The following is a 21,823-nucleotide window of genomic DNA, read 5'->3' on the forward strand; positions in this document are numbered from 1 at the left end:
TCAAGAAACATGAGTGTCCCACACGATCATCTTCCTGCTGGCGCGGCGGCGACCGACGGTGAAAACGAGCTGGAGCGTCTGCTCCGCCTGTCTGTCACCGCGCCTGCCTGGCGTCCGGCGTTTTATCAAACGTTGCTGGAATCCACCGTCTTTGTGCTGGGTGATGCAGGGCAGGATGACGCTGAAAAGCAGGGCAGTGTGGCGATCACCGCAGGCAGTGAACTGAATATTTTGCACTGGGAAAAACAGGACGGCAGCTCTATTATTCCTTTCTTTTCCTCAGTGGAGGTGCTGGAAAAAGCCAGTGCCGGCGAAAGCCCGGATGAGCAGGCGTTTGTCGCGCTGCCCGCCCGCGTATTGTTTGAAATGACACAGGGTGAAGAACTGTTCCTGAACCCGAAATCAGAGTACGGCAAGGAATTTTACCCGAGCGAAGTCACGCTGCTGCTGAGCAATGGCGGGCTGAATGCGCCGTCGGAACTGGTGCTGGATAAAGAAAGCCAGTTGCTGATTGGTCAGCCGGAAGAATACCCTTCAGCGATGATCGACGCGCTTACCACACTGTTTACGCAGAAAAAGCCGGTACGCCGCGCCTTTATGGCGCTGATCCATGACAAAGCGGTGGATGACCAGCCGAACCTGCTGATTGGTGTGGAAGCCGACGGCGATGAGCAGGAAATTGACGCGCTGATCCGCGAGGCGGGAAATGTGGCGAGCGAAACCTCTCCCGACGACCGTCCGGTGGATTTCTGTATCGTTTCCGAAAAAGAGCGCGGCATCAGCCATTATCTGATCAGCCACACCCAGCCGTTCTATCAGCGTAAGTGGGGAAGCTGGCTGCGCAACATTATTCCTTCCTCCGGTCAGGCTTAAAAGATCACGAAACCACAGGGGAAACGCCATTTTGCCCCTGCTTTGTTTAAGGGGAATGGGCGGTTTAGGTTCATTAGTGAATCAATCACGCATTTTTTTAATTAAATGTTGTGATTCGGGTAGGCAATCGTAACTTCGCTCCCTATAATCACCGCCATTTTACGGCAGGTATAACATTAAATTAACCGGCCCTACCTATAAAAGTCAGACAGAGGTTTTTTCATGACTATCGAACGCACTTTCTCCATCATCAAGCCAAACTCCGTAGCGAACAACGACATCGGCGCTATCTACGCACGTTTCGAGCGCGCGGGTTTCACCATCATCGCGTCTAAAATGCTGAAACTGACTAAAGAACAAGCTGAAGGTTTCTACGCAGAACACAAAGGTCGTCCTTTCTTCGACGGTCTGGTTGAGTTCATGACCTCTGGCCCAATCATGGTTCAGGTTCTGGAAGGCGAAAACGCCGTTCAGCGTAACCGTGACATCATGGGCGCGACTAACCCGGACAACGCACTGGCCGGTACCCTGCGTGCAGACTTCGCTGACAGCTTCACCGCTAACGCGGTTCACGGTTCTGACGCGGTAGAATCTGCACAACGCGAAATCGCTTACTTCTTCACCGAAAGCGAAATCTGCCCGCGTTAAGATTTTTGCGTCACCGTTGCTGGAAGATGTGCCGCAAATTCGCAAGAATTTTGTAACAGCCACTTTCCAAACATGGCAACTGTGCCCTAAAATTTGTACAATGTTGCGCCCCGAATGAGCCAGCCTCTTCGGGGCGCACTTTTATTTGCAGGCCAGCCGTTTTCTGTCAGGTCAGGCTCTGCACTTCCAATACGCCATAACGTGTAACAACGAGGCCATTTTTCATCATGTTAGAATCCAACACGTCCGAGCCAATCTTGTCTGAAAATAACGCTGTTTCCGCAGAAGCCGTGAACACTGTCGTGCCTGCTGCCGCCAAAATTAACCTTCTTGACCTTAACCGCAAACAGATGCGCGAGTTCTTTATCAACATGGGCGAAAAACCGTTCCGTGCTGATCAGGTCATGAAGTGGATGTATCACTACTGCAGCGATGATTTCGAGCAAATGACCGATATCAATAAAGCGCTGCGTGAAAAGCTGGCCCGCGTTGCCGAAATCCGTGCGCCGGAAGTCGCTTCTGAACAACGTTCAACTGACGGCACCATTAAATGGGCGATTCAGGTGGGCGGACAACTGGTCGAAACCGTGTATATCCCGGACGGCGACCGCGCAACGCTTTGCGTTTCCTCCCAGGTCGGCTGTGCGCTGGAATGTACGTTCTGTTCCACGGCGCAGCAGGGCTTTAACCGTAACCTGCGCGTGTCCGAAATTATCGGTCAGGTGTGGCGCGCGGCAAAAATTATCGGTGCCGCGAAAGTCGCGGGTACACGTCCGATCACCAACGTGGTGATGATGGGCATGGGCGAGCCGTTGCTGAACCTCAATAACGTGGTGCCGGCGATGGAAATCATGCTCGACGATTTCGGTTTTGGTCTGTCAAAACGTCGCGTGACGCTGTCCACATCAGGCGTAGTCCCTGCACTGGACAAACTGGGCGACATGATTGACGTCGCACTGGCGATTTCGCTGCATGCGCCAAACGACACCATTCGTGACGAAATCGTGCCGATCAACCGCAAGTACAATATCGACACTTTCTTGGCTGCCGTTGAGCGTTATATTGGCAAATCCAACGCCAATCAGGGCCGCGTCACCATTGAGTACGTTATGCTGGATCATATCAATGATGGTACCGAGCATGCGCACGAACTGGCGGAGCGTCTGAAAAATACGCCGTGCAAGATCAACCTGATCCCATGGAACCCGTTCCCGGGCGCGCCGTATGGCCGCAGCTCGAACAGCCGTATCGACCGCTTCTCAAAAGTGCTGATGGATTATGGCTTTACGGTTATCGTGCGTAAAACCCGTGGCGACGATATCGATGCCGCGTGTGGTCAGCTGGCCGGTGATGTGATCGACCGTACCAAACGTACGTTGAAGAAAAAAATGGCAGGCGAGCAGCAGATTTCCGTAAAAGCTGTCTGATCCTGACGTTGTGTGCGGGGCTTTACCATGCCGTTGCGGTGAAGCCCGCTGTTTTATTGTCGCTGGCAGGGTAAAGGGAATTAAGCATGACAATGAAGGGCAGTGTGAAAATGTTGATCGTCACCGGCATGACGGTGGCTTTACTGGCAGGATGCGCCGGTTCCCCGAAAAAAACGCAACAGGCCAGTGGGGCGGCACAAACGCGCCTCGAACTTGGCATGGCTTATCTGAATCAGGGGAACATGGACGCGGCAAAGCAGAATCTGCAAAGTGCCGCTGACAGCGCGCCACAGGATTATCGTACACAGCTGGGTATGGCGCTTTACGAGCAAAAAAACGGCAATCAGAAAGCAGCGGAAAGCCGCTACCAGCAAGCGTTGCAGCTGGCACCGCAAAATGGGACGGTCTTAAATAATTACGGTGCGTTTTTGTGTAGTTTAGGGCAGTATGTACCGGCACAACAGCAGTTTAGCGCCGCAGCTAACGCGCCTGATTACGGTCAGGTTGCTGACAGTCTGGAAAATGCAGGCTACTGTTTTCTGAAGGCCAATCAGAATGAGGAAGCGCGAGTGTTACTAAGCCGGGCATTGAAAGTTGATCCCGATAAAGGCGCACCCTTGCTGACTGAGGCAACCAAAGAATTTGGGGAAGGGAACCGCGCTCAGGCGAAACTATTACTGGATGTATATCAACATGTTCTGCCAGCCACGGCTGACAGCCTTATGTTGCAAATTCGATTCGCTGCGTTAGCGGGCAACCCGGATAGCGTTCAACGCTACGGTAAGCAACTTGCGCGTAGTTATCCACAATCTAAACAGTACCAGCAGTTCTTAGCCAATGAATACTGAAGCCCCTCAAGAAAATAATGCAAAACTGACGACAGGCGAACGTCTGCGTCAGGCTCGTGAACAGTTAGGTCTTAGTCATCAGGCCGTTGCAGAACGCCTGTGTCTGAAAGTCTCAACTATTCGCCAAATCGAAGAAGAAACGACGCCGGCCGATCTTGCGCCGACTTTCCTGCGTGGTTATCTCCGTTCTTACGCCAAACTGGTTCATGTACCTGAAGAAGAATTATTAGGTCTGATCGGTAAACAAGCGCCGATTAAAGTGCCAAAAGTGGCTTCCATGCAGGGATTCTCTCTCGGTAAGTCTCGCAAAAAACGCGATGGCTGGCTGATGGGCTTTACCTGGCTGGTGGTGTTTGTGGTGATTGGCCTGACGGGTGCGTGGTGGTGGCAAAATCATCAGGCGCAGCAGCAGGAAATCGCGACCATGGCCGACCAGTCATCGGCACAGCTGAATCAGGATAACGGTCAGGGGCAAACCATTCCTCTGGGCGATAACGCGAATTCAGCGCCAACTACCGATGACACCTCTGCTCCGGCACCGGATGCAGCATCCACCGCGCCAGAGCAACAAAACAGTATTCCGCTGAACACCACGCCGGGTGCAGCCGCAAGCAACGCGCCTGCAGCCTCGGGGACACCAGCGGATCAGGCACCTGCAGCGGTGTCGACCAGCCAGCCTCCTGCCACTGCGGAAAATGGCCTGCCAACCGGTGATGCACAAACTGCTGCGGCAGCGGGTGTAGATCCTGAAGCGGTCACATTTACCTTTAAAGCAGATTGTTGGTTCCAGATTGATGACGCGTCAGGGAAAACCCTGTTCAGCGGCATGAAAAAAGGCGGTGAAACCTTCAGCGTGAAGGGGACTGCGCCATATAAACTGAAAATCGGTGCGCCGGGTGCAGTGGATATCCAGTTCCAGGGCAAACCGGTGGATTTAAGTCGTTTTGTAAAATCAAGCCGTGTTGCGCGCCTGACCTTAGCTGCCGAGTAATCGGCAGTTTGTCAGACGGTTGCAACGATGGAGAGTGAAGTAATGCATAACCAGTCACCCATTACCCGTCGCAAATCAACCCGGATTTATGTCGGCAAGGTGCCTGTAGGTGACGGAGCACCGATTGCAGTGCAATCGATGACCAACACCCGCACCACAGATGTGGCGGCAACGGTCGCACAGATCAAATCACTGGAGCGCGTCGGTGTTGATATTGTTCGCGTTTCAGTGCCTACCATGGATGCGGCTGAAGCATTCAAACTGATCAAGCAGCAGGTGAATGTCCCGCTGGTTGCTGATATTCATTTCGATTACCGCATCGCCCTGCAGGTCGCAGAATACGGCGTGGATTGCCTGCGTATTAATCCGGGCAACATCGGTAACGAATCCCGCATCCGCTCCGTGGTGGATTGCGCGCGTGACAAAAATATTCCTATCCGTATCGGTGTGAACGGTGGATCTCTGGAAAAAGACATCCAGGAAAAGTACGGCGAACCCACGCCGGAAGCGCTGCTGGAATCCGCGATGCGTCACGTCGATATTCTCGACCGTCTCAACTTTGACCAGTTTAAAGTCAGCGTAAAAGCTTCTGACGTTTTCCTGGCCGTTGAGTCCTACCGCCTGCTGGCTAAACAGATTGTTCAGCCGCTGCACCTCGGGATTACTGAAGCCGGGGGCTTGCGTGCAGGTTCCGTTAAATCGGCGATCGGTTTAGGCCTGCTGCTTTCTGAAGGTATCGGTGACACGCTGCGTATTTCGCTGGCAGCCGATCCGGTTGAAGAAGTCAAAGTCGGTTTCGATATCCTGAAATCCCTGCGCATCCGCTCCCGTGGTATCAACTTTATTGCCTGCCCGACCTGTTCGCGTCAGGAGTTTGATGTCATCGGCACCGTGAATGCCCTGGAACAACGTCTGGAAGATATCATTACGCCAATGGATGTCTCGATCATCGGGTGTGTGGTAAACGGTCCGGGCGAAGCACTGGTTTCCACCCTGGGTGTGACCGGCGGCCATAATAAAAGCGGTTTCTATGAAGACGGTGTCCGTCAGAGAGAGCGTTTTGATAACAACGATATGATCGACCAGTTAGAAGCAAAAATTCGCGCCAAAGCAGCGCTGATGGATGAGAGTAAACGTATCGTTATCAATCATCTTGAAAAGTAACATCGGGTGCGGGTCTTAATACTTATACCCAAATAATTCGTGTTGCACAAAGGCAGCAATCGAACGAATCCCGGGGAGCTTACTCAGGTAAGTGATTCGGGGGAGTGAGGGCAGCCAACGCCTCTGCGACCCGAAGAATGACGGGTATAGACCTGCATTATTATAGTGAACCCGTTGGGGTGATTGAGACTGTGCGTTGAACCACAGCCCACAAAGCCCCTATAATCGGGTTCATTTTTTATAAAACGATAGAGAACTGACGTGGCAAAGAATATCCAGGCCATTCGCGGCATGAACGACTACCTGCCTGAAGATACCGCACTGTGGCAACGCATCGAAGGATCGTTGAAACATGTGCTCGGCAGCTACGGCTACAGTGAAATCCGTATGCCGATTGTAGAGCAGACCCCATTGTTTAAACGCGCTATCGGTGAAGTGACCGACGTCGTGGAAAAAGAAATGTATACCTTTGACGACCGCAACGGCGAAAGCCTGACGCTGCGTCCGGAAGGTACGGCGGGCTGCGTGCGTGCCGGTATTGAACATGGTCTGCTGTACAATCAGGAACAGCGTCTGTGGTACATCGGCCCGATGTTCCGCTACGAGCGCCCGCAGAAAGGCCGCTATCGTCAGTTTAATCAGCTGGGTGTGGAAGTCTTTGGCCTGCAAGGCCCGGACGTTGATGCCGAATTGATCCTGCTGACTGCCCGCTGGTGGCGTGCGCTGGGTATTTCAGAACATGTTGCGCTTGAGCTGAACTCTATCGGTTCACTGGAAGCCCGCGCCAACTACCGTGATGCGCTGGTGGCTTTCCTCGAGCAGCACAAAGACAAACTGGATGAAGACTGCAAGCGTCGCATGTACAGCAATCCGCTGCGCGTTCTGGACTCTAAAAATCCCGATATTCAGGCGTTATTAAATGATGCACCGGAACTCGGTGATTACCTTGATGATGAATCAAGAGAACACTTTGCAGGTCTGTGTGAACTTTTAGAGCAGTCTGGTATCCCATATACGGTTAATCAGCGACTTGTGCGCGGTCTGGATTATTACAACCGCACCGTGTTCGAATGGGTAACCCGCAGTTTAGGTTCACAAGGTACCGTGTGTGCCGGTGGCCGTTACGACGGTCTGGTCGAACAACTGGGCGGTCGTGCCACACCGGCAGTCGGTTTCGCCATGGGGCTGGAGCGTCTGGTATTACTGGTTCAGGCCGTAAACCCGGACTTCAAAGCACCGGCAACCGTCGATGCCTACGTGATTTCTTCCGGTGCCGGTACGCAAAGCGCGGCCATGCAACTGGCTGAAACACTGCGTGATGCATTGCCTGAGCTGAAAGTGATGACTAACTACGGTGGCGGTAACTTCAAGAAACAATTCACCCGTGCTGATAAATGGGGTGCGCGTGTTGCCCTGGTATTAGGCGAAACTGAAGTCGCTAACCAGCAGATCGTTGTTAAAGATCTGCAGAGTGGAACGCAAGAAACGCTGGCGCAGAGCGAAATCGCCGCGCGTCTGGCTTCGATGTTGGGTTAAGGAGAAGGACACTGTGGAAGTCTATACCACTGAGAATGAACAGGTTGATGCTGTACGTCGCTTCTTTGCCGAAAACGGTAAAGCGCTGGCCATCGGCGTGGTTCTGGGTATTGCAGCCCTGGGCGGCTGGCGTTTCTGGCAGAGTCATCAGGACTCAGCCCTGACGGAAGCTTCTGCGTCTTTCCAGCAAGCTAATCAGTCGCTGACCAGCAATAACGCGAAAGGCGTGGCTGATCTCGAAAAATTTGCTCAGAGCAATGACAATAACTACGGGGTGTTTGCTGCCCTGCAACTGGCTGATCATTTTGTCGGGACTCACGATTTCGCCAATGCTGAAAAGCAGTTAGCGCAGGCGCAAGGTCAGGCTAAAGAAGATAATTTACATTCGCTGGTGTACTTACGTCTGGCACGTGTCCAGATGCAGCAAGGCAAATTTGATGATGCACTCAAAACGTTAGACGGCGTGAAGGGTGAAGGCTGGACGGCTATGCAGCAAGGCATCCGTGGTGATGTTCTGCTTGCGAAAGGCGATGCAAAAGGTGCACGTGAAGCCTACAGCAAAGGACTCGATTCTAAACCCTCTCAAACGCTGCAAACCGTGCTGCGTATGAAATTGAACAACTTAGCCAGCTAAGGGGAACCCCGATGCAATTGCGTAAAACACTCTTGGTAGGATGGGTTTCTGTTGCCCTGCTGAGTGGCTGTTCATTGTTTAACAGCGAAGAAGACGTGGTAAAAATGTCTCCGCTGCCAAAAGTTGAGAACCAGTTTACTCCGACAAAAGTATGGAGCAAATCCGTAGGCGATGGCATTGGCGAATTCTATTCCAACCTGCGCCCGGCCTGGCAGGACAGCACCATTTTTGCCGCTGACCGTTTTGGTGTGGTCAAAGCACTGGACGCAGACAGCGGTAAAGAAAAATGGAGCGTTAACCTTTCTGAGAAGACCGGGTTCCTCTCCAGAAATATTTCCGCGCAGCTCTCTGGCGGTCTGACGGTTTCCGGCGATCACGTCTACGTCGGCAGCGAAAAAGCCATTGTTTATGCATTAAACACAAGTGATGGTAAAATCGCCTGGCAGACCAAAGTCGCGGGCGAAGCACTGTCCCGTCCGGTGGTCAGCGATGGTCTGGTTCTGGTTCACACCGGCAACGGCATGTTGCAGGGTCTGAATGAATCCGACGGTACCATTCAGTGGACCGCTAACCTGGATATGCCAACCCTGTCTCTGCGTGGCGAATCTGCCCCGGCCGTGGCCTTTGGTGCTGCGATTGTCGGTGGCGATAATGGCCGCGTCAGTGCCGTGCTGATGAAAGAAGGTCAGTTGATCTGGCAACAACGTATTTCTCAGACCACGGGTACCACTGAAATTGACCGTCTGAGTGATGTGGATACCACGCCGGTTGTTGTTGATGGCGTAGTGTATACGCTGGCGTATAACGGCAATCTGGCCGCGATGGATCTGCGTTCCGGTCAGGTCATGTGGAAACGTGATGTCGGTTCCGTCAATGACATCATTGTTGATGCAGGCCGTATCTACATGGTTGATCAGGATGACCGCGTGATGGCGCTTGATACGCAAGGCGGTGTCAGCCTGTGGCGTCAAAGTGATTTACTGCACCGTAACCTGACAGCACCTGTGCTGTATAATGGTTACATTGTGGTCGGCGATTCCGAAGGCTATCTGCACTGGATTAACACCACTGATGGTCGTTTCGTTGCTCAGCAGAAAGTCGACAGCGATGGCTTCCTGAGTGCGCCGATTGTGGCAAGTGACAAGCTGGTTGTGCAGGCGAAGGGTGGCGAAGTTTACTCCTTCACCCGTTAATATCGCGACCGGCATCTGGCTCTGAGATCGGTTGATCCCGGGCTTTAAAACGGCTCCTGAATTGCTCAGGGGCCGTTTCGTATTCTGAAATCTGCGTAATCGTGAATGACGGATTGCGCTGTAACAGTTTGAATTATAGTGGTTTGTATCGAAATTCTACAGGCCAGCTATTTGCGTTTAGCACCACCTATAAAAACACTGAGGCTTCAAAATGATACCTGTCGTTGCGCTTGTTGGGCGCCCGAATGTGGGTAAATCCACTTTATTTAACCGTTTAACCAAAACGCGTGATGCGCTGGTGGCGGATTTCCCGGGGCTTACGCGTGACCGCAAGTATGGTCGTGCCGAAATTGAGGGTAATGAATTCATCATCGTGGATACCGGCGGTATCGACGGTACCGAAGATGGCGTTGAAACCCGCATGGCAGGGCAGTCTCTGCTGGCAATCGAAGAAGCGGATATCGTGTTGTTCATGGTCGATGCCCGCGCGGGTCTGATGCCAGCCGATCAGGGTATCGCCCAGCATCTGCGCAGCCGCGAAAAAGCCACTTTCCTGGTCGCGAACAAAACGGACGGTCTGGATCCGGACAGCGCCACCGGTGATTTCTATTCGCTCGGTTTGGGCGACGTGTACGCCATCGCCGCTTCACATGGCCGCGGTGTCACACAGCTGATCGAACACGTGCTGATCCCGTTCGTGGGTGAAAAGCCGGAAGAAGTTGAGCTGACCGAAGAAGAGGCAAACGCCGCTTACTGGGCCGAGCAGGAAGCGACCGGTGACGAAATTCCTGAAGACGAAGAAGACGATTTTGATCCGCAGTCTCTGCCAATCAAACTGGCGATTGTCGGGCGTCCGAACGTAGGTAAGTCCACACTGACTAACCGTATTCTCGGTGAAGAACGTGTTGTGGTGTATGACATGCCGGGCACCACCCGCGACAGTATTTATATCCCGATGAACCGTGACGATCGTGAATACGTTCTTATCGATACGGCCGGTGTGCGTAAACGCGGCAAAGTCACTGAAACCGTGGAGAAATTCTCGGTAATCAAAACGCTTCAGGCCATTGAAGATGCTAACGTGGTGATGCTGGTGATCGATGCCCGCGAAGGCATTTCCGATCAGGATCTCTCGCTGTTAGGCTTTATCCTCAATAGCGGGCGCTCACTGGTTATCGTGGTTAACAAGTGGGATGGCATGAGCGAAGAAGCGCGTGCTCAGGTCAAAGACCAGCTGGATCTGCGTCTTGGCTTCGTCGATTTTGCCCGTATTCACTTCATCTCTGCGCTGCACGGCAGCGGCGTCGGTAACCTGTTTGAGTCCGTGAACGAAGCCTACACCTGCGCAACTACGCGTGTGAGCACTTCCTTACTGACCCGTATCATGCAAATGGCGGCTGACGATCACCAGCCACCGCTGGTGAACGGTCGCCGCGTGAAACTGAAATATGCGCACGCCGGGGGTTATAACCCGCCAATCGTGGTGATCCACGGTAATCAGGTGAAAGATCTGGCCGATTCCTATAAACGCTATCTGATGAACTATTTCCGTCGTTCACTGAAAGTCATGGGTACGCCAATCCGTATTCAGTTCAAAGAGGGTGAGAACCCGTTTGAAGGCAAGCGTAATACGCTGACGCCAAATCAGCTGCGTAAACGTAAACGCCTGATGTCTCACCTGAAAAAAAGCAAGTAATCTGCAAGCGGGGCGCATAAGAATGTGCCCCTTTTTTTCGTCTCATTTTCCCCGCAAGGAGCTGGCTGGATGTTCTGGCAGACCTGGAGTTTTGCATTTGGTGTTACGGTCCCCAACTTACTGATTTTGTTACTGGGTGTGGTGCTGCGTCGCACCGGCCTGATGGATGACAGCTTCAATGAGAAAGCCAGCCGGTTAGTGTTTAATATTGCTTTACCTTGCCTGCTTTTCTTCAGCGTGGCGCAGGGACATGACTCCTCAGGTTCAAACCTGCCGCTGGCCATTTACGGTGGCCTTGGCACCGTCGTTTCATTCCTGTTGCTGGAACTGGTGGCGATAAAACTGGTGAAGGATCCGCGTGAGCGCGGTATTTTCGTGCAGGGCGGTTTCCGCGCTAATACCGGCATCGCAGGACTGGCGTATGCGTCACTGGCCTTCGGGAGTGAAGGGATTGCGCTGGGATCGATGTATCTGGCCGTTACGGTGATTTTGTTCAACGTATTGTCAGTGATCACCCTGACCCGCAGCCTGAAGGGCGGCCATGGCAAGCGTATCGGGCTGAAGCCGGTTCTGTACGGGGTCGTGACTAACCCGCTGATTATCGGTCTGGTGCTCGGGCTGGCATTCCAGTACAGCCATCTGCCGATGCCTGCCACTCTTGCCAGTACCGGGAATTTTATTTCCGGCATGGCGTTACCGCTGGCGATGCTCTGCGCGGGTGCCAGCCTTGACTGGCAAGCCATGTTCCGCAGTTCTAATGTGGCGGCCTGGTCTTCTGCATCACGTGTGATCTTCGTGCCTGCACTGATGACGTTCGGCGCGTGGCTGTTCGGATTTCGCGACGCGGCGCTTGGGGTTATATTTCTGTTTTCCTGCACGCCGACGGCGGCAGGCAGCTATGTCATGACCCGCGCGATGGGCGGCAACGCCACGCTGGCAGCGAACATTATTGCCGTCACCACGTTGGGTTCATTTTTCACGACCGCACTGGGCCTGTATTTACTGCGAACGCTGGGTGTTATTTAGAAGGGGAATACCATGGAAGCTCTTTGTCCGGTCTGCCGTCAGCCGATGAAATGGGTAAGCGGTCACTTTCACTGTGATGCTTGTCAGGTCGATTATAAGCAAACGGCATTATGCCCGGATTGCCAGCAACCGTTGCAGGAACTGAAAGCCTGCGGCGCGGCCGATTACTTCTGCCAAAACGGGCACGGGATGATTTCTAAAAAACGGGTACAGTTTATTTATTCCCCTTATTCAGAAGAGTGATCGTCCGGCGGCGCCTGTTTCCATAAATCCACCAGTTCTTCCGGGGTTTCGGTTTCAGGAATAATCACCACCAGACTGGCCGAATGCTCTGCCGACGCATAGTAAATCTCCAGCCGGAAATAACGCTGGTCTCCATGACCGGCGTTTTCTTTTTCCTGAGCATACGGCAGGGCTTTGTTGATGAGCTGGCAAATTTCCCGCCGCTTGTCATCACTCATGCCTGAAAGTTCCACCCGCCGTGGCCCGCTGAGTTTGGGAATAAACGCGATGCCGCCTTCGCGGTAAATTTCAATCACCGCATTACTTTCCAGCGAATCTAAAGGTTTCATTTACATCACTCCAACCTGCTCCCAGGCTTCACGCACCGCCTGAGCGACGGAAGCGTCAAATCGTTTTTCCGCATGCTGAACCGTCAGTTGAGCGAACGTGACGAAATCGGCATCTTTCGGCAGGGATTTATCGCAAATCGTGTCGTACCAGACGTAACCTGCACGTTCCCAGGCGTGACCGCCCAGTGCCGTGGCGGCCAGATAAAATGCGCGGTTTGGGATGCCTGAATTAATGTGGACGCCGCCATTATCGTCGCGGGTATTCACATAGCCGCTCATGTCGGCGGGTTGCGGATCTTTACCCAGCAGCGGATCGTCGTAGGCGGTACCGGGGTGAGACATCGAGCGCAGACCGGTGCCATTTATGCCTTTTGCCAGCAAGCCTTCGCCAATAATCCAGTCGGCCTGATCCGCCGTCTGTTTCAGATGGAACTGTTTCACCAGCGAGCCAAACACATCCGACATTGATTCGTTCAGCGCGCCCGACTGGCCGTTATATTCCAGACCGGCTTCCGTTTCGGTCACGCCGTGCGACAGCTCATGCCCGACCACGTCGATGGCAATGGTGAAACGGTTGAAGATTTCGCCGTCACCGTCGCCAAAGACCATCTGCTGCCCGTTCCAGAAGGCGTTCTGATAACCTTTGTCGTAATGCACCGTGCCAAGCAGCGCCAGCCCTTTGTTATCGAGGGAATTTCGCTGATAGGCCTGCCAGAAGAAATCATAGGTGACGCCGAGATAATCATAGGCTTCATCCACCGAGACATCGCCGTTACCGGGCTGACCTTCTTTTCGCACGGACTCACCCGGCAGGCGGGTGGTATTTTTGGCATCGTAAATATCCCGCTCTGCCTGTCCTGCTTTGGCTGTCACGATTTTTTGCGGTTTGGCGTAAGGCTGCGCCATCAGGGTATTCACATGCACCAGGGTTTGTTTTGCACACCGGCGCTGCGGTTCTGAACCGTGCTCAATAATACGATTGAGCATGTAGGGCGGGATCACGCTGTGGTAACGCTTTGCTGAACTGTGATTCATGATGAATCTCCTTATCAAAAGAGTCACTGGTCAGTATAGGACCGCTGCGCGTTCCGTCGGTCAAAGATGAGATTTATCTGTCCGGCTGCGGGTCATACAACGTATGCGGATGACAGGTCACGGCGCGTCCGGTGGCTTTCCTGACCGATTCGCGCACCACCAGTTTCCCCTGTAACAATTGCGTGGTGTGGGGCGCATCGGGGCGTAACATGCGACGCTGCAACAGGGAAATGGCTTCTGCGCCCAGTTCATCGCGCGGGACGTGCACCGCCGTCAGCGGGACGTCGTGGATCTCCGCCAGATTGAATCCGTCAGTGCTGAGGACGCTGATATCGCCCGGCACCGAATACCCGCGCTGAGCCAGTGCCGCCACAATGCCGGACGCCATGAAATCTCCCCCGGCCAGAATGGCCGTCGGCATCGGCTGGCCGGGCGGTAAGGCATCGAGATATTCCAGCAAGGCCTGTTCGCTTTCCTGCGCACCGAATCCTGAGGTATTCAGCAAATGCTGGCTGTCACTGAAGGTCATATGATGGCGGGCGAACGCCTGTCTGATGCCGGTAAGGCGCAATTCCATGGTATGACGGCGCAGACACTGCACGGTCACGATATGGTTATGCCCCTGAGAAAACAGGTAGTCGCAGGCGAAATCGCCCATGGTCTGATGATCCGGACTGACGCTGTCGTGACGCATATGGCGGTCATGACAATTGACCAGCACGCACGGTTTGCCCATCTCGGCAGCGAGCTGATGAATGTGCGGATCGTCGATACCGACCAGCAACACGGCTTCGGTCTGCGGATCGGTCATTTTGGCGATGAACAGCGCAGCATCGGCGTTTTCTTCTTCCATCGCACAATACCGGACGCGCACTTCATGATGGGCAGTGGCCGCCAGAATGCCCTGGATCACTTTGTAGTAAAAAATATCACTGCGCACATCAAAGGCGCGGGCCGGTGCAAAAATCAAAATGTTGTTGAGCATCAGCCTGCCGGTGGAAAGCTCGTTCAGCACCCCCTGCGCTTTGGCGCATTCAAGCACGGCGTCACGCGCCTTGCTGCTGGTGTTATTTTTCCCGGCTAAAACCCGCGAAACGGTACTGATCGACAACCCTGTCTGGTCGGCAATTTGCTGGATATTTAACTTTCCTTTCAAACTGTGATCTCCTTCAAAATCGTCCATGCAAAAATTTTCATATCAGAAGATGTGCTGCCTGTGAGCATTTATCCTCCCTGACTTCCCGGTGCAGTTATAGCGTGAAAGCTTTTGCAAAAAATCACGTTTCCCTCACAAATCCGTGTGCCTACTCTGCAGAAGTACCTCACATACCACATCATCTGCGGCAAGGCCGACGGGTGGGAGAACGGACATGACAATTCAAATAAATACCGGGACAGCTGCGGTCGCAGGGCTCAGAAAAATAAAAGCCTTACGCTGGTGGATGCTGGCGCTGTTTCTGCTTGGCGTGACAGTCAACTACGTCACCCGAAATTCACTGGGGTTACTGGCGGCTGAACTGAAAACCAGCCTGAACATGACCACTGAACAATATTCTTATATCGTCGCGGCGTTTCAGGCGGCTTACACCATTTTCCAGCCATTGTGCGGCTGGCTGATTGATGTGATTGGCCTGAAGCTGGGCTTCCTGATTTGCGCCTCCATCTGGGCAGTGGTGTGTATGCTGCATGCGGGCGCGGGCAGTTGGATCCAGCTTGCCGTGCTGCGCTTCTTTATGGGCAGCGCCGAAGCGGCGGCCACACCGGCCAACGCCAAAGCCATTTCCGACTGGTTCCCGCGCAAAGAGCGTCCGGTTGCCGCGGGCTGGGCAGGCGTGGGCTTCTCGATTGGTGCCATGCTGGCTCCGCCGATTATTCTGGTGGCGCATGTGTCATTTGGCTGGCGCGGTGCGTTCCTGTTCTGCGGCGTGCTGTCGATGTTATGGGTTCTGCTGTGGTGGAAGTTCTACCATTCACCGGAAACCCATCCGAATCTGAGCAAAGATGAACTGGCGCTGATCCGCTCTGACAACGAGCCGCAACAAACGCGTCTGCCGTTTATCAAATCGCTGAAGATCGTCTGCAAAAACAAAAAATTCTACGGTATCGCCATTCCGGCATTTCTGGCTGAACCTGCGTGGGCGGTGTTCAGTTTCTGGGTGCCGCTGTATCTGGCTAACGAACGCGGAATGGATTTAAAACACATTGTGATGTTTGCCTGGCTGCCGTTCCTGGCCGCCGACCTCGGCAGTATTGCCAGCGGCTACCTCACCACGCTGTACCGCAAAGTGTTTGGCTGCACCCGCATCAACTCCATCGTCGCCAGCTCCGTCACCGGCGCATTTATGATGCTCTCGCTGGCACTGGTTGCCGTGACGCAAAGCCCGTACGCCGCCATTGCTCTGATTTCCATCGGCGGGTTCGGTCATCAGGTGATTTCCTGCATGTTGAGCGCGGTGGTGGTGGAGACATTCGATAAAAGTCAGGTGGCGACGGTCAACGGTATGCGCGGTTCCTCCGCATGGATCGCCAGCTTCCTGTTTTCACTGCTGATCGGCGCAGTTGCCGACAAAATGGGTTTCAATCCGCTGTTTATCGCGATGGGTTTCTTTGATTTGATTGGCGCAGTATTTCTGATTGCTCTGATCGCTGAACGCCGCAATCCGGCTAAAAGGGAGAGTGTATGAAGACGTTAAAACACTGGGAGCTTGCCGGGCAACATGACGCAGGCGTGGATTTGCGCGTTGATGATAAGCATCTGTTTTCTCTGCGCGTGCTGGAGCAGGGGCTGGTCCGCGTGTTTATCCAGCGTCATGGTGAACTGGCGCTGGATCGTACCTGGAGCATCGCGCCGCAAAATGACGTGCCGTGGGAAGGGCGTGACCGCCTGAGCAACGACGGTTTCACCGTGCCGGGTTATCAGCTGACGCAGGGCGATGACCATCTGATACTGACCACTGACGCGCTGCGCGTTACGGTTCATCAGCCGTTGTGGCTGGAATGGGAATACAAAAACGAGGCGGGTACCTGGTTGCCTCTGGCGAAGGATCGTAAAACCGGCGCCTACATGCTCGGCGTGAAAGGGGACGAATCCGCACACTATCAGCTGCGCGAACCGCAGGACGGCGTGTTCGGGCTGGGCGAAAAAGCCGGTGATCTCAACCGCAGCGGCCGCCGCTTCGAAATGCGCAATCTGGACGCGATGGGCTATAACGCCGCCAGCACCGATCCGCTGTATAAACATATTCCGTTTACGATGACCCGCCGCAATGACGTCAGTTTCGGCATGTTCTACGACAATCTCAGCAATGTCTGGCTGGATCTCGGCAATGAACTGGACAATTACCATCTGCCATACCGTCGTTTCAGTGCGGAAGCCGGTGATCTGGATTACTACCTGTTTGTCGGGCCGACCTCGCTGGACGTCACCAAAAAGCTGGTCAGGCTGACCGGTAAAACCACCTTCGGGCCAAAATGGAGCCTCGGCTACAGCGGTTCCACCATGTATTACACCGATGCGCCGGATGCCCAGCAGCAGCTGATGAAATTCATCACACTGTGCGAACAGCATGAAATTCCGTGCGATTCATTCCAGTTATCATCGGGTTACACCTCGATCGGCAACAAGCGCTACGTCTTTAACTGGAACTACGACAAAGTGCCTGAGCCGGAAGTGATGTCGAAAGCGTTTCTTGACGCCGGTATCCGCCTGGCGGCAAACATCAAACCTTGCCTGTTGCAGGATCACCCGCAATACGGGCAGGTTGCTGAGCAGGGATTGTTTATCCGCGACAGCGAAAGCGACGTGCCGGAACGCTCTGTGTTCTGGGATGACGAAGGCTCGCATCTGGACTTCACCCATCCTTCCGCTGTGCGCTGGTGGCAAAACGGCGTGACGCAACAGTTGCTTGCAAAAGGCATCGGCTCGACGTGGAACGACAACAACGAATATGAAGTCTGGGACCGTGATGCGCGCTGCCATGGTTTCGGTAAATCCATCGCCATCAAACATATCCGCCCGGTGATGCCGCTGTTGATGATGCGTGCGTCGTTTGAAGCGCAGCAGAAATTTGCGCCGGAAACCCGTCCGTACCTGATTTCCCGTTCCGGCTGTTCCGGCATGCAGCGTTACGTGCAAACCTGGAGCGGTGACAACCGAACCAACTGGCAGACGCTGCGCTACAACACGCGCATGGGGATTGGCATGAGTCTGTCCGGTTTGTACAACGTCGGGCATGACGTCGGCGGGTTCTCAGGCGATAAGCCGGATGCCGAACTCTTTGTCCGCTGGGTCCAGAACGGCGTGATGCATCCGCGTTTCACCATTCATTCATGGAACGATGATCACACCGTGAATGAGCCGTGGATGTATCCGCAGGTGACGCCGCTAATCCGCGATGCCATTCGTCTGCGTTACCGCCTTCTGCCGTATTTCTACACCTTGTTGTGGCAGGCGCATGCGGATGACGAGCCGATGTTGCGGCCGACATTCCTCGATCACGAGCACGATAAAAATACCTTTGTGGAAACGGATGATTTCCTGATGGGCAGGGATTTGCTGGTCGCCAGTGTGGTCGATGAAGGCCAGCGTGAGCGTCAGGTTTATCTGCCGGATAACGGCATTGGCTGGTGCGATTTCTACACCGGCGAATGGTTTGCGGGGGGGCAGACAATCACGCGGGATGCGCCGCTGGATCGCCTGCCGCTGCTGGTGCGTGCGGGCGCTGCGTTGCCACAATCCTGCCGTCTGGCACATGTCGATATCCGCAAAGATACGCTGCGTGAGTTGCATGTGTATCCGGCACCGGGTCAGGCGACATCCTCAGGTTTGCTGTTCGAGGACGACGGCGAAAGTCATCGCTGGGAACAGAATTATGCGTTGTGGCTGAACTGGGATATTGTCAGTGACGATCAGCGAATCGACATCACGCTGACGCAGCGCGGCGATTTCAAACCTGGCTGGAAAACGCTGGATATCGTGTTGCCGGAAGGTGAAACGCGCGAAGTGTGGGTCAATGGTATGAAGACCAACAGCTATAATTTGTAAGCTTTTCAATCTCCTCTCCCCGTCTCCCCCTGCGAAGGGGGAGACGGGGAGAGGGCTTTAAACCCAACACTTATTTAACTGCACGTTTCCGCGCTTTCTTCTCCATCACAATCGATTTCACTTCACTTTCAATCCAGCCATCGGCCAGACGCGTTTTCAGTGTTTCGCCCGGCGCAGTCTGCGTGGTTTTTTTCAACAATGCGCCCTGTGGCGTGGTCGTCACGCTGTAGCCGCGGGCGAGTGTCGCCAGCGGGCTGACGCCTTCCAGCTGTGTACAGGCGGTGCCGAAACGCTGACGGCTTTCTGCCAGTTGTGATGACATCGCCTGTTGCAGCCGGTATTGCAGTTGCTGAACCCGTTGCTGGGCACGGTGAATGCGCGGCTGCGGCTGTTGTTGCGTCAGGCGCTGCTGCAAACGGTCGGTGCGACGCAGCATCTGGCGCAGCTGATTTTGCATCGCCTCATCCAGACGACGGCGCAATTTGAACAGCGCCGTTTGCTGGCGTGCCAGACGTAAATGCGGATGCTGTTGTTGCAGCCGGTGATTCAGACGCGTGAAGCGCTGCGTCAGCTGCGCGAGATAATAATCCATCGCCATTTCGAGGCGTTGCTGCTGTGACTGGATTTGGCGCAGTAATTCCAGCTGATTTCGGCTGATCAGTTCGGCGGCGGCAGACGGCGTTGGCGCGCGTAAATCCGCGACAAAATCAGCAATCGTCACATCGGTTTCGTGGCCGACGGCGCTGACAATGGGAATGCGGCTGGCAAAAATCGCCCGTGCCACCCGCTCATCGTTAAAGCTCCACAAATCTTCCAGCGAACCGCCGCCGCGCCCGACAATCAGCACATCCACTTCTTCGCGGGCGTTAGCCAGCTGAATGGCGCGGACAATTTGCGCCGGGGCATCGGCACCCTGAACTGAAGTCGGATAGATAATGACGGGCAATGACGGATCGCGACGCTTTAAGACATTTAACACGTCATGCAGCGCAGCACCGCTGGCGGAGGTAATGACCCCGACGCATTTCGCCGGCGAGGGCAGCGGTTGTTTAAACTGCGCATCAAACAGACCTTCGGCGGCCAGTTGCTGTTTCAGCAAATCGAATTTCTGCTGTAACAGACCGTCGCCCGCTTCCTGCATACTTTCGGCAATCAGCTGATAATCGCCACGCGGTTCATACAAGGTAATCGTAGCGCGAACTAAAACCTGCTGGCCATTTTGCGGGCGGAACGTGGTGCGGCGGTTGGAATTGCGGAACATGGCGCATTTGACCTGCGCCCGGTCATCTTTGAGCGTGAAATACCAGTGGCCGGAGGAAGGCTGAGAGAAGTTTGAAATCTCACCGGAGAGCCAGACCTGACCCATTTCGTTTTCCAGCAACTGTCGGACCGTCTGATTAAGGCGGCTTACGGTAAAAATAGGAGGCGAAGAAGGTAGCGACATGTGATCCAGATCAAATTCAAAAACAGAGACTTAATCGAACGATACTACATGCCCGCAAAAGGTAATCAAGAAGTTTTTGAAATAGTTCTGGTGGGAATGCCTACTCACCTGTATACTCCCGCTGCAATATTTTATCTTTTCCGCATCCACCTTGGTGAGATATTGCCCATGCTACGTATCGCAAAAGAAGCACTAACGTTCGACGACGTTCTCCTTGTTCCAGCCCACTCCACAGTTCTGCCTAACACTGCCGACCTCGGTACTCAACTGACCGCTAAAATCCGTCTGAATATCCCTATGCTGTCCGCAGCGATGGATACCGTGACTGAAGCGAATCTGGCGATTGCTCTGGCGCAGGAAGGCGGCCTCGGATTCATCCACAAGAACATGTCTATTGACCGTCAGGCGGAAGAAGTCCGTCGCGTGAAGAAGCATGAAAGCGGCGTTGTTGCTGACCCTAAAACCGTCACACCTTCAACCACTCTGCGTCAGGTCAAAGAACTCACTGAAATCAACGGTTTTGCCGGTTATCCGGTCGTGACGGAAGAAAACGAACTGGTCGGTATTATTACCGGCCGTGACGTGCGCTTCGTGACCGATCTGGAACAGCCTGTCACTGCGGTTATGACGCCGAAAGAACGTCTGGTCACCGTGAAAGAAGGCGAAGCCCGTGAAGTCGTGCTGCAGAAAATGCACGAAAAACGTGTAGAGAAAGCGCTGGTGGTTGACGCGCAATTCCATCTGCTCGGTATGATCACCGTAAAAGACTTCCAGAAAGCCGAACGTAAACCGAACGCCTGTAAAGATGAGCAGGGCAGCCTGCGCGTCGGTGCAGCGGTTGGCGCAGGTGCGGGCAACGAAGAACGTATCGATGCGCTGGTGGCTGCCGGTGTTGACGTTCTGCTGATCGACTCCTCTCACGGCCACTCCGAAGGCGTTCTGGAACGTATCCGCGCCACCCGCGCAAAATACCCGGATCTGCAAATCATTGGCGGTAACGTGGCGACTGGCGCAGGTGCTCTGGCACTGGCCAAAGCAGGCGTGAGCGCAGTGAAAGTCGGTATCGGTCCTGGTTCAATCTGTACCACCCGTATCGTGACCGGCGTAGGCGTTCCGCAAATCACTGCCGTTTCTGACGCAGTTGAAGCGCTGGAAGGCACCGGTATTCCGGTTATCGCTGACGGCGGTATCCGCTTCTCCGGTGACATCGCAAAAGCTATCGCTGCTGGCGCAAGCTGTGTGATGGTCGGCGGGATGCTGGCAGGTACTGAAGAATCGCCGGGCGAAATCGAGTTGTACCAGGGCCGTTCGTACAAATCTTACCGTGGTATGGGTTCTCTGGGCGCAATGTCCAAAGGCTCTTCTGACCGTTACTTCCAGACTGACAACGCCGCTGACAAACTGGTACCGGAAGGTATCGAAGGTCGCGTGGCGTATAAAGGCCGTCTGAAAGAGATCATCCACCAGCAAATGGGCGGTTTGCGCTCCTGTATGGGGCTGACCGGTTGTGCTACCATCGACGACCTGCGCACCAAGGCTGAGTTTGTCCGTATCAGCGGTGCAGGGATCCAGGAAAGCCACGTGCATGACGTGACGATTACCAAAGAGTCACCTAACTACCGCATGGGATCTTAATTCCACAGTCGCTGCTGCGCGTCGGCGAGCCGGCGTTGGAAGCTGGCTCAAAATGCT

General features: G+C 54.2%; 19 protein-coding genes. 15 read left to right on the top strand and 4 right to left on the bottom strand.

Going from position 1 to position 21,823, the window contains the following annotated elements:
- Positions 1–9 precede the first annotated feature (9 nt).
- The 12 genes from sseB to EYY67_RS04075 all read left to right on the top strand — a co-directional run bounded on the left by sseB (position 10) and on the right by EYY67_RS04075 (position 12,279).
- On the top strand, positions 10–873 hold the full coding sequence (gene sseB / locus EYY67_RS04020; protein ID WP_095923035.1) for an enhanced serine sensitivity protein SseB: 864 nt from the start codon (positions 10–12) through the stop codon (positions 871–873).
- Between the two features lie 222 nt (positions 874–1,095).
- Positions 1,096–1,521, top strand: coding sequence for a nucleoside-diphosphate kinase (ndk, locus tag EYY67_RS04025; RefSeq protein WP_013574367.1), 426 nt, complete (start codon positions 1,096–1,098; stop codon positions 1,519–1,521).
- A gap of 227 nt (positions 1,522–1,748) precedes the next feature.
- On the top strand, positions 1,749–2,948 hold the full coding sequence (gene rlmN / locus EYY67_RS04030; RefSeq protein WP_095923034.1) for a dual-specificity RNA methyltransferase RlmN: 1,200 nt from the start codon (positions 1,749–1,751) through the stop codon (positions 2,946–2,948).
- A 110-nt stretch (positions 2,949–3,058) separates the two neighbouring features.
- A complete protein-coding gene (pilW, locus tag EYY67_RS04035) occupies positions 3,059–3,796 on the top strand; it encodes a type IV pilus biogenesis/stability protein PilW (RefSeq protein ID WP_195817544.1) in 738 nt (245 codons plus the stop codon).
- Positions 3,786–4,787, top strand: coding sequence for a cytoskeleton protein RodZ (gene rodZ, locus EYY67_RS04040; protein ID WP_095923032.1), 1,002 nt, complete (start codon positions 3,786–3,788; stop codon positions 4,785–4,787). The genes pilW and rodZ overlap by 11 nt, the downstream gene beginning before the upstream one ends.
- 42 nt (positions 4,788–4,829) lie before the next feature.
- Positions 4,830–5,951: a flavodoxin-dependent (E)-4-hydroxy-3-methylbut-2-enyl-diphosphate synthase gene (gene ispG, locus EYY67_RS04045; protein ID WP_095923031.1), complete on the top strand. Its 1,122-nt coding sequence runs from the start codon at positions 4,830–4,832 to the stop codon at positions 5,949–5,951.
- A 261-nt stretch (positions 5,952–6,212) separates the two neighbouring features.
- Positions 6,213–7,487, top strand: coding sequence for a histidine--tRNA ligase (gene hisS / locus EYY67_RS04050; protein ID WP_131692901.1), 1,275 nt, complete (start codon positions 6,213–6,215; stop codon positions 7,485–7,487).
- A gap of 13 nt (positions 7,488–7,500) precedes the next feature.
- The gene (locus EYY67_RS04055) at positions 7,501–8,121 is read left to right on the top strand and encodes a YfgM family protein (protein ID WP_131692902.1); all 621 of its coding nucleotides are present in this window, start codon (positions 7,501–7,503) and stop codon (positions 8,119–8,121) included.
- An 11-nt stretch (positions 8,122–8,132) separates the two neighbouring features.
- Positions 8,133–9,314 carry an outer membrane protein assembly factor BamB gene (gene bamB, locus EYY67_RS04060; protein ID WP_095923028.1) on the top strand — a complete coding sequence of 394 codons (1,182 nt, stop codon included), beginning with the start codon at positions 8,133–8,135 and terminating at the stop codon, positions 9,312–9,314.
- A gap of 211 nt (positions 9,315–9,525) precedes the next feature.
- Positions 9,526–11,010 (top strand): ribosome biogenesis GTPase Der, encoded by a 1,485-nt coding sequence (der, locus tag EYY67_RS04065; protein WP_095923027.1) that lies wholly within the window; start codon positions 9,526–9,528, stop codon positions 11,008–11,010.
- A 69-nt stretch (positions 11,011–11,079) separates the two neighbouring features.
- On the top strand, positions 11,080–12,036 hold the full coding sequence (locus EYY67_RS04070; protein ID WP_095923026.1) for an AEC family transporter: 957 nt from the start codon (positions 11,080–11,082) through the stop codon (positions 12,034–12,036).
- A 12-nt stretch (positions 12,037–12,048) separates the two neighbouring features.
- Positions 12,049–12,279, top strand: coding sequence for a zinc ribbon domain-containing protein (locus EYY67_RS04075; RefSeq protein ID WP_131692903.1), 231 nt, complete (start codon positions 12,049–12,051; stop codon positions 12,277–12,279).
- Here the strand turns inward: EYY67_RS04075 and EYY67_RS04080 are convergent.
- The 3 genes from EYY67_RS04080 to EYY67_RS04090 all read right to left on the bottom strand — a co-directional run bounded on the left by EYY67_RS04080 (position 12,264) and on the right by EYY67_RS04090 (position 14,799).
- Positions 12,264–12,608 carry a protealysin inhibitor emfourin gene (locus EYY67_RS04080; protein WP_095923024.1) on the bottom strand — a complete coding sequence of 115 codons (345 nt, stop codon included), beginning with the start codon at positions 12,606–12,608 and terminating at the stop codon, positions 12,264–12,266. The two genes, EYY67_RS04075 and EYY67_RS04080, sit on opposite strands and share 16 nt — an antisense overlap.
- Positions 12,609–13,643, bottom strand: coding sequence for a M4 family metallopeptidase (locus EYY67_RS04085; RefSeq protein ID WP_131692904.1), 1,035 nt, complete (start codon positions 13,641–13,643; stop codon positions 12,609–12,611). It abuts the gene before it with no gap.
- Between the two features lie 73 nt (positions 13,644–13,716).
- Positions 13,717–14,799 carry a LacI family DNA-binding transcriptional regulator gene (locus tag EYY67_RS04090; RefSeq protein WP_119822667.1) on the bottom strand — a complete coding sequence of 361 codons (1,083 nt, stop codon included), beginning with the start codon at positions 14,797–14,799 and terminating at the stop codon, positions 13,717–13,719.
- Between the two features lie 214 nt (positions 14,800–15,013).
- Here EYY67_RS04090 and EYY67_RS04095 point away from each other — a divergent pair, with 214 nt between their 5' ends.
- Together EYY67_RS04095 and EYY67_RS04100 are read left to right on the top strand one after the other, a co-directional pair.
- Positions 15,014–16,327: an MFS transporter gene (locus tag EYY67_RS04095; protein WP_131692905.1), complete on the top strand. Its 1,314-nt coding sequence runs from the start codon at positions 15,014–15,016 to the stop codon at positions 16,325–16,327.
- Positions 16,324–18,687: a glycoside hydrolase family 31 protein gene (locus EYY67_RS04100; RefSeq protein WP_131692906.1), complete on the top strand. Its 2,364-nt coding sequence runs from the start codon at positions 16,324–16,326 to the stop codon at positions 18,685–18,687. Before EYY67_RS04095 ends, EYY67_RS04100 begins: the two co-directional genes overlap by 4 nt.
- Positions 18,688–18,757: 70 nt before the next feature.
- On the opposite strand, the gene xseA is transcribed toward EYY67_RS04100, so the two are convergent.
- Positions 18,758–20,131, bottom strand: coding sequence for an exodeoxyribonuclease VII large subunit (xseA, locus tag EYY67_RS04105; protein WP_131692907.1), 1,374 nt, complete (start codon positions 20,129–20,131; stop codon positions 18,758–18,760).
- 168 nt (positions 20,132–20,299) lie between these two features.
- On the opposite strand from xseA, the gene guaB reads away from it, so the two are divergent.
- Positions 20,300–21,766, top strand: a complete 1,467-nt coding sequence (gene guaB / locus EYY67_RS04110; protein WP_165497940.1) for an IMP dehydrogenase — start codon at positions 20,300–20,302, stop codon at positions 21,764–21,766.
- The last annotated feature ends 57 nt before the right edge of the window (positions 21,767–21,823 follow it).

Source organism: Rahnella victoriana (genome assembly GCF_004330295.1).
GTDB lineage: Bacteria > Pseudomonadota > Gammaproteobacteria > Enterobacterales > Enterobacteriaceae > Rahnella > Rahnella victoriana.

Coding starts and splice junctions, on each gene's coding strand:
- sseB (WP_095923035.1), top strand. CDS start 10: ATGAGTGTCCCACACGATCATCTTCCTGCTGGCGCGGCGGCGACCGAC.
- EYY67_RS04085 (WP_131692904.1), bottom strand. CDS start 13,643: ATGAATCACAGTTCAGCAAAGCGTTACCACAGCGTGATCCCGCCCTAC.
- der (WP_095923027.1), top strand. CDS start 9,526: ATGATACCTGTCGTTGCGCTTGTTGGGCGCCCGAATGTGGGTAAATCC.
- bamB (WP_095923028.1), top strand. CDS start 8,133: ATGCAATTGCGTAAAACACTCTTGGTAGGATGGGTTTCTGTTGCCCTG.
- guaB (WP_165497940.1), top strand. CDS start 20,300: ATGCTACGTATCGCAAAAGAAGCACTAACGTTCGACGACGTTCTCCTT.
- ndk (WP_013574367.1), top strand. CDS start 1,096: ATGACTATCGAACGCACTTTCTCCATCATCAAGCCAAACTCCGTAGCG.
- rodZ (WP_095923032.1), top strand. CDS start 3,786: ATGAATACTGAAGCCCCTCAAGAAAATAATGCAAAACTGACGACAGGC.
- pilW (WP_195817544.1), top strand. CDS start 3,059: ATGTTGATCGTCACCGGCATGACGGTGGCTTTACTGGCAGGATGCGCC.
- EYY67_RS04100 (WP_131692906.1), top strand. CDS start 16,324: ATGAAGACGTTAAAACACTGGGAGCTTGCCGGGCAACATGACGCAGGC.
- rlmN (WP_095923034.1), top strand. CDS start 1,749: ATGTTAGAATCCAACACGTCCGAGCCAATCTTGTCTGAAAATAACGCT.
- EYY67_RS04075 (WP_131692903.1), top strand. CDS start 12,049: ATGGAAGCTCTTTGTCCGGTCTGCCGTCAGCCGATGAAATGGGTAAGC.
- EYY67_RS04070 (WP_095923026.1), top strand. CDS start 11,080: ATGTTCTGGCAGACCTGGAGTTTTGCATTTGGTGTTACGGTCCCCAAC.
- xseA (WP_131692907.1), bottom strand. CDS start 20,131: ATGTCGCTACCTTCTTCGCCTCCTATTTTTACCGTAAGCCGCCTTAAT.
- EYY67_RS04080 (WP_095923024.1), bottom strand. CDS start 12,608: ATGAAACCTTTAGATTCGCTGGAAAGTAATGCGGTGATTGAAATTTAC.
- EYY67_RS04095 (WP_131692905.1), top strand. CDS start 15,014: ATGACAATTCAAATAAATACCGGGACAGCTGCGGTCGCAGGGCTCAGA.
- ispG (WP_095923031.1), top strand. CDS start 4,830: ATGCATAACCAGTCACCCATTACCCGTCGCAAATCAACCCGGATTTAT.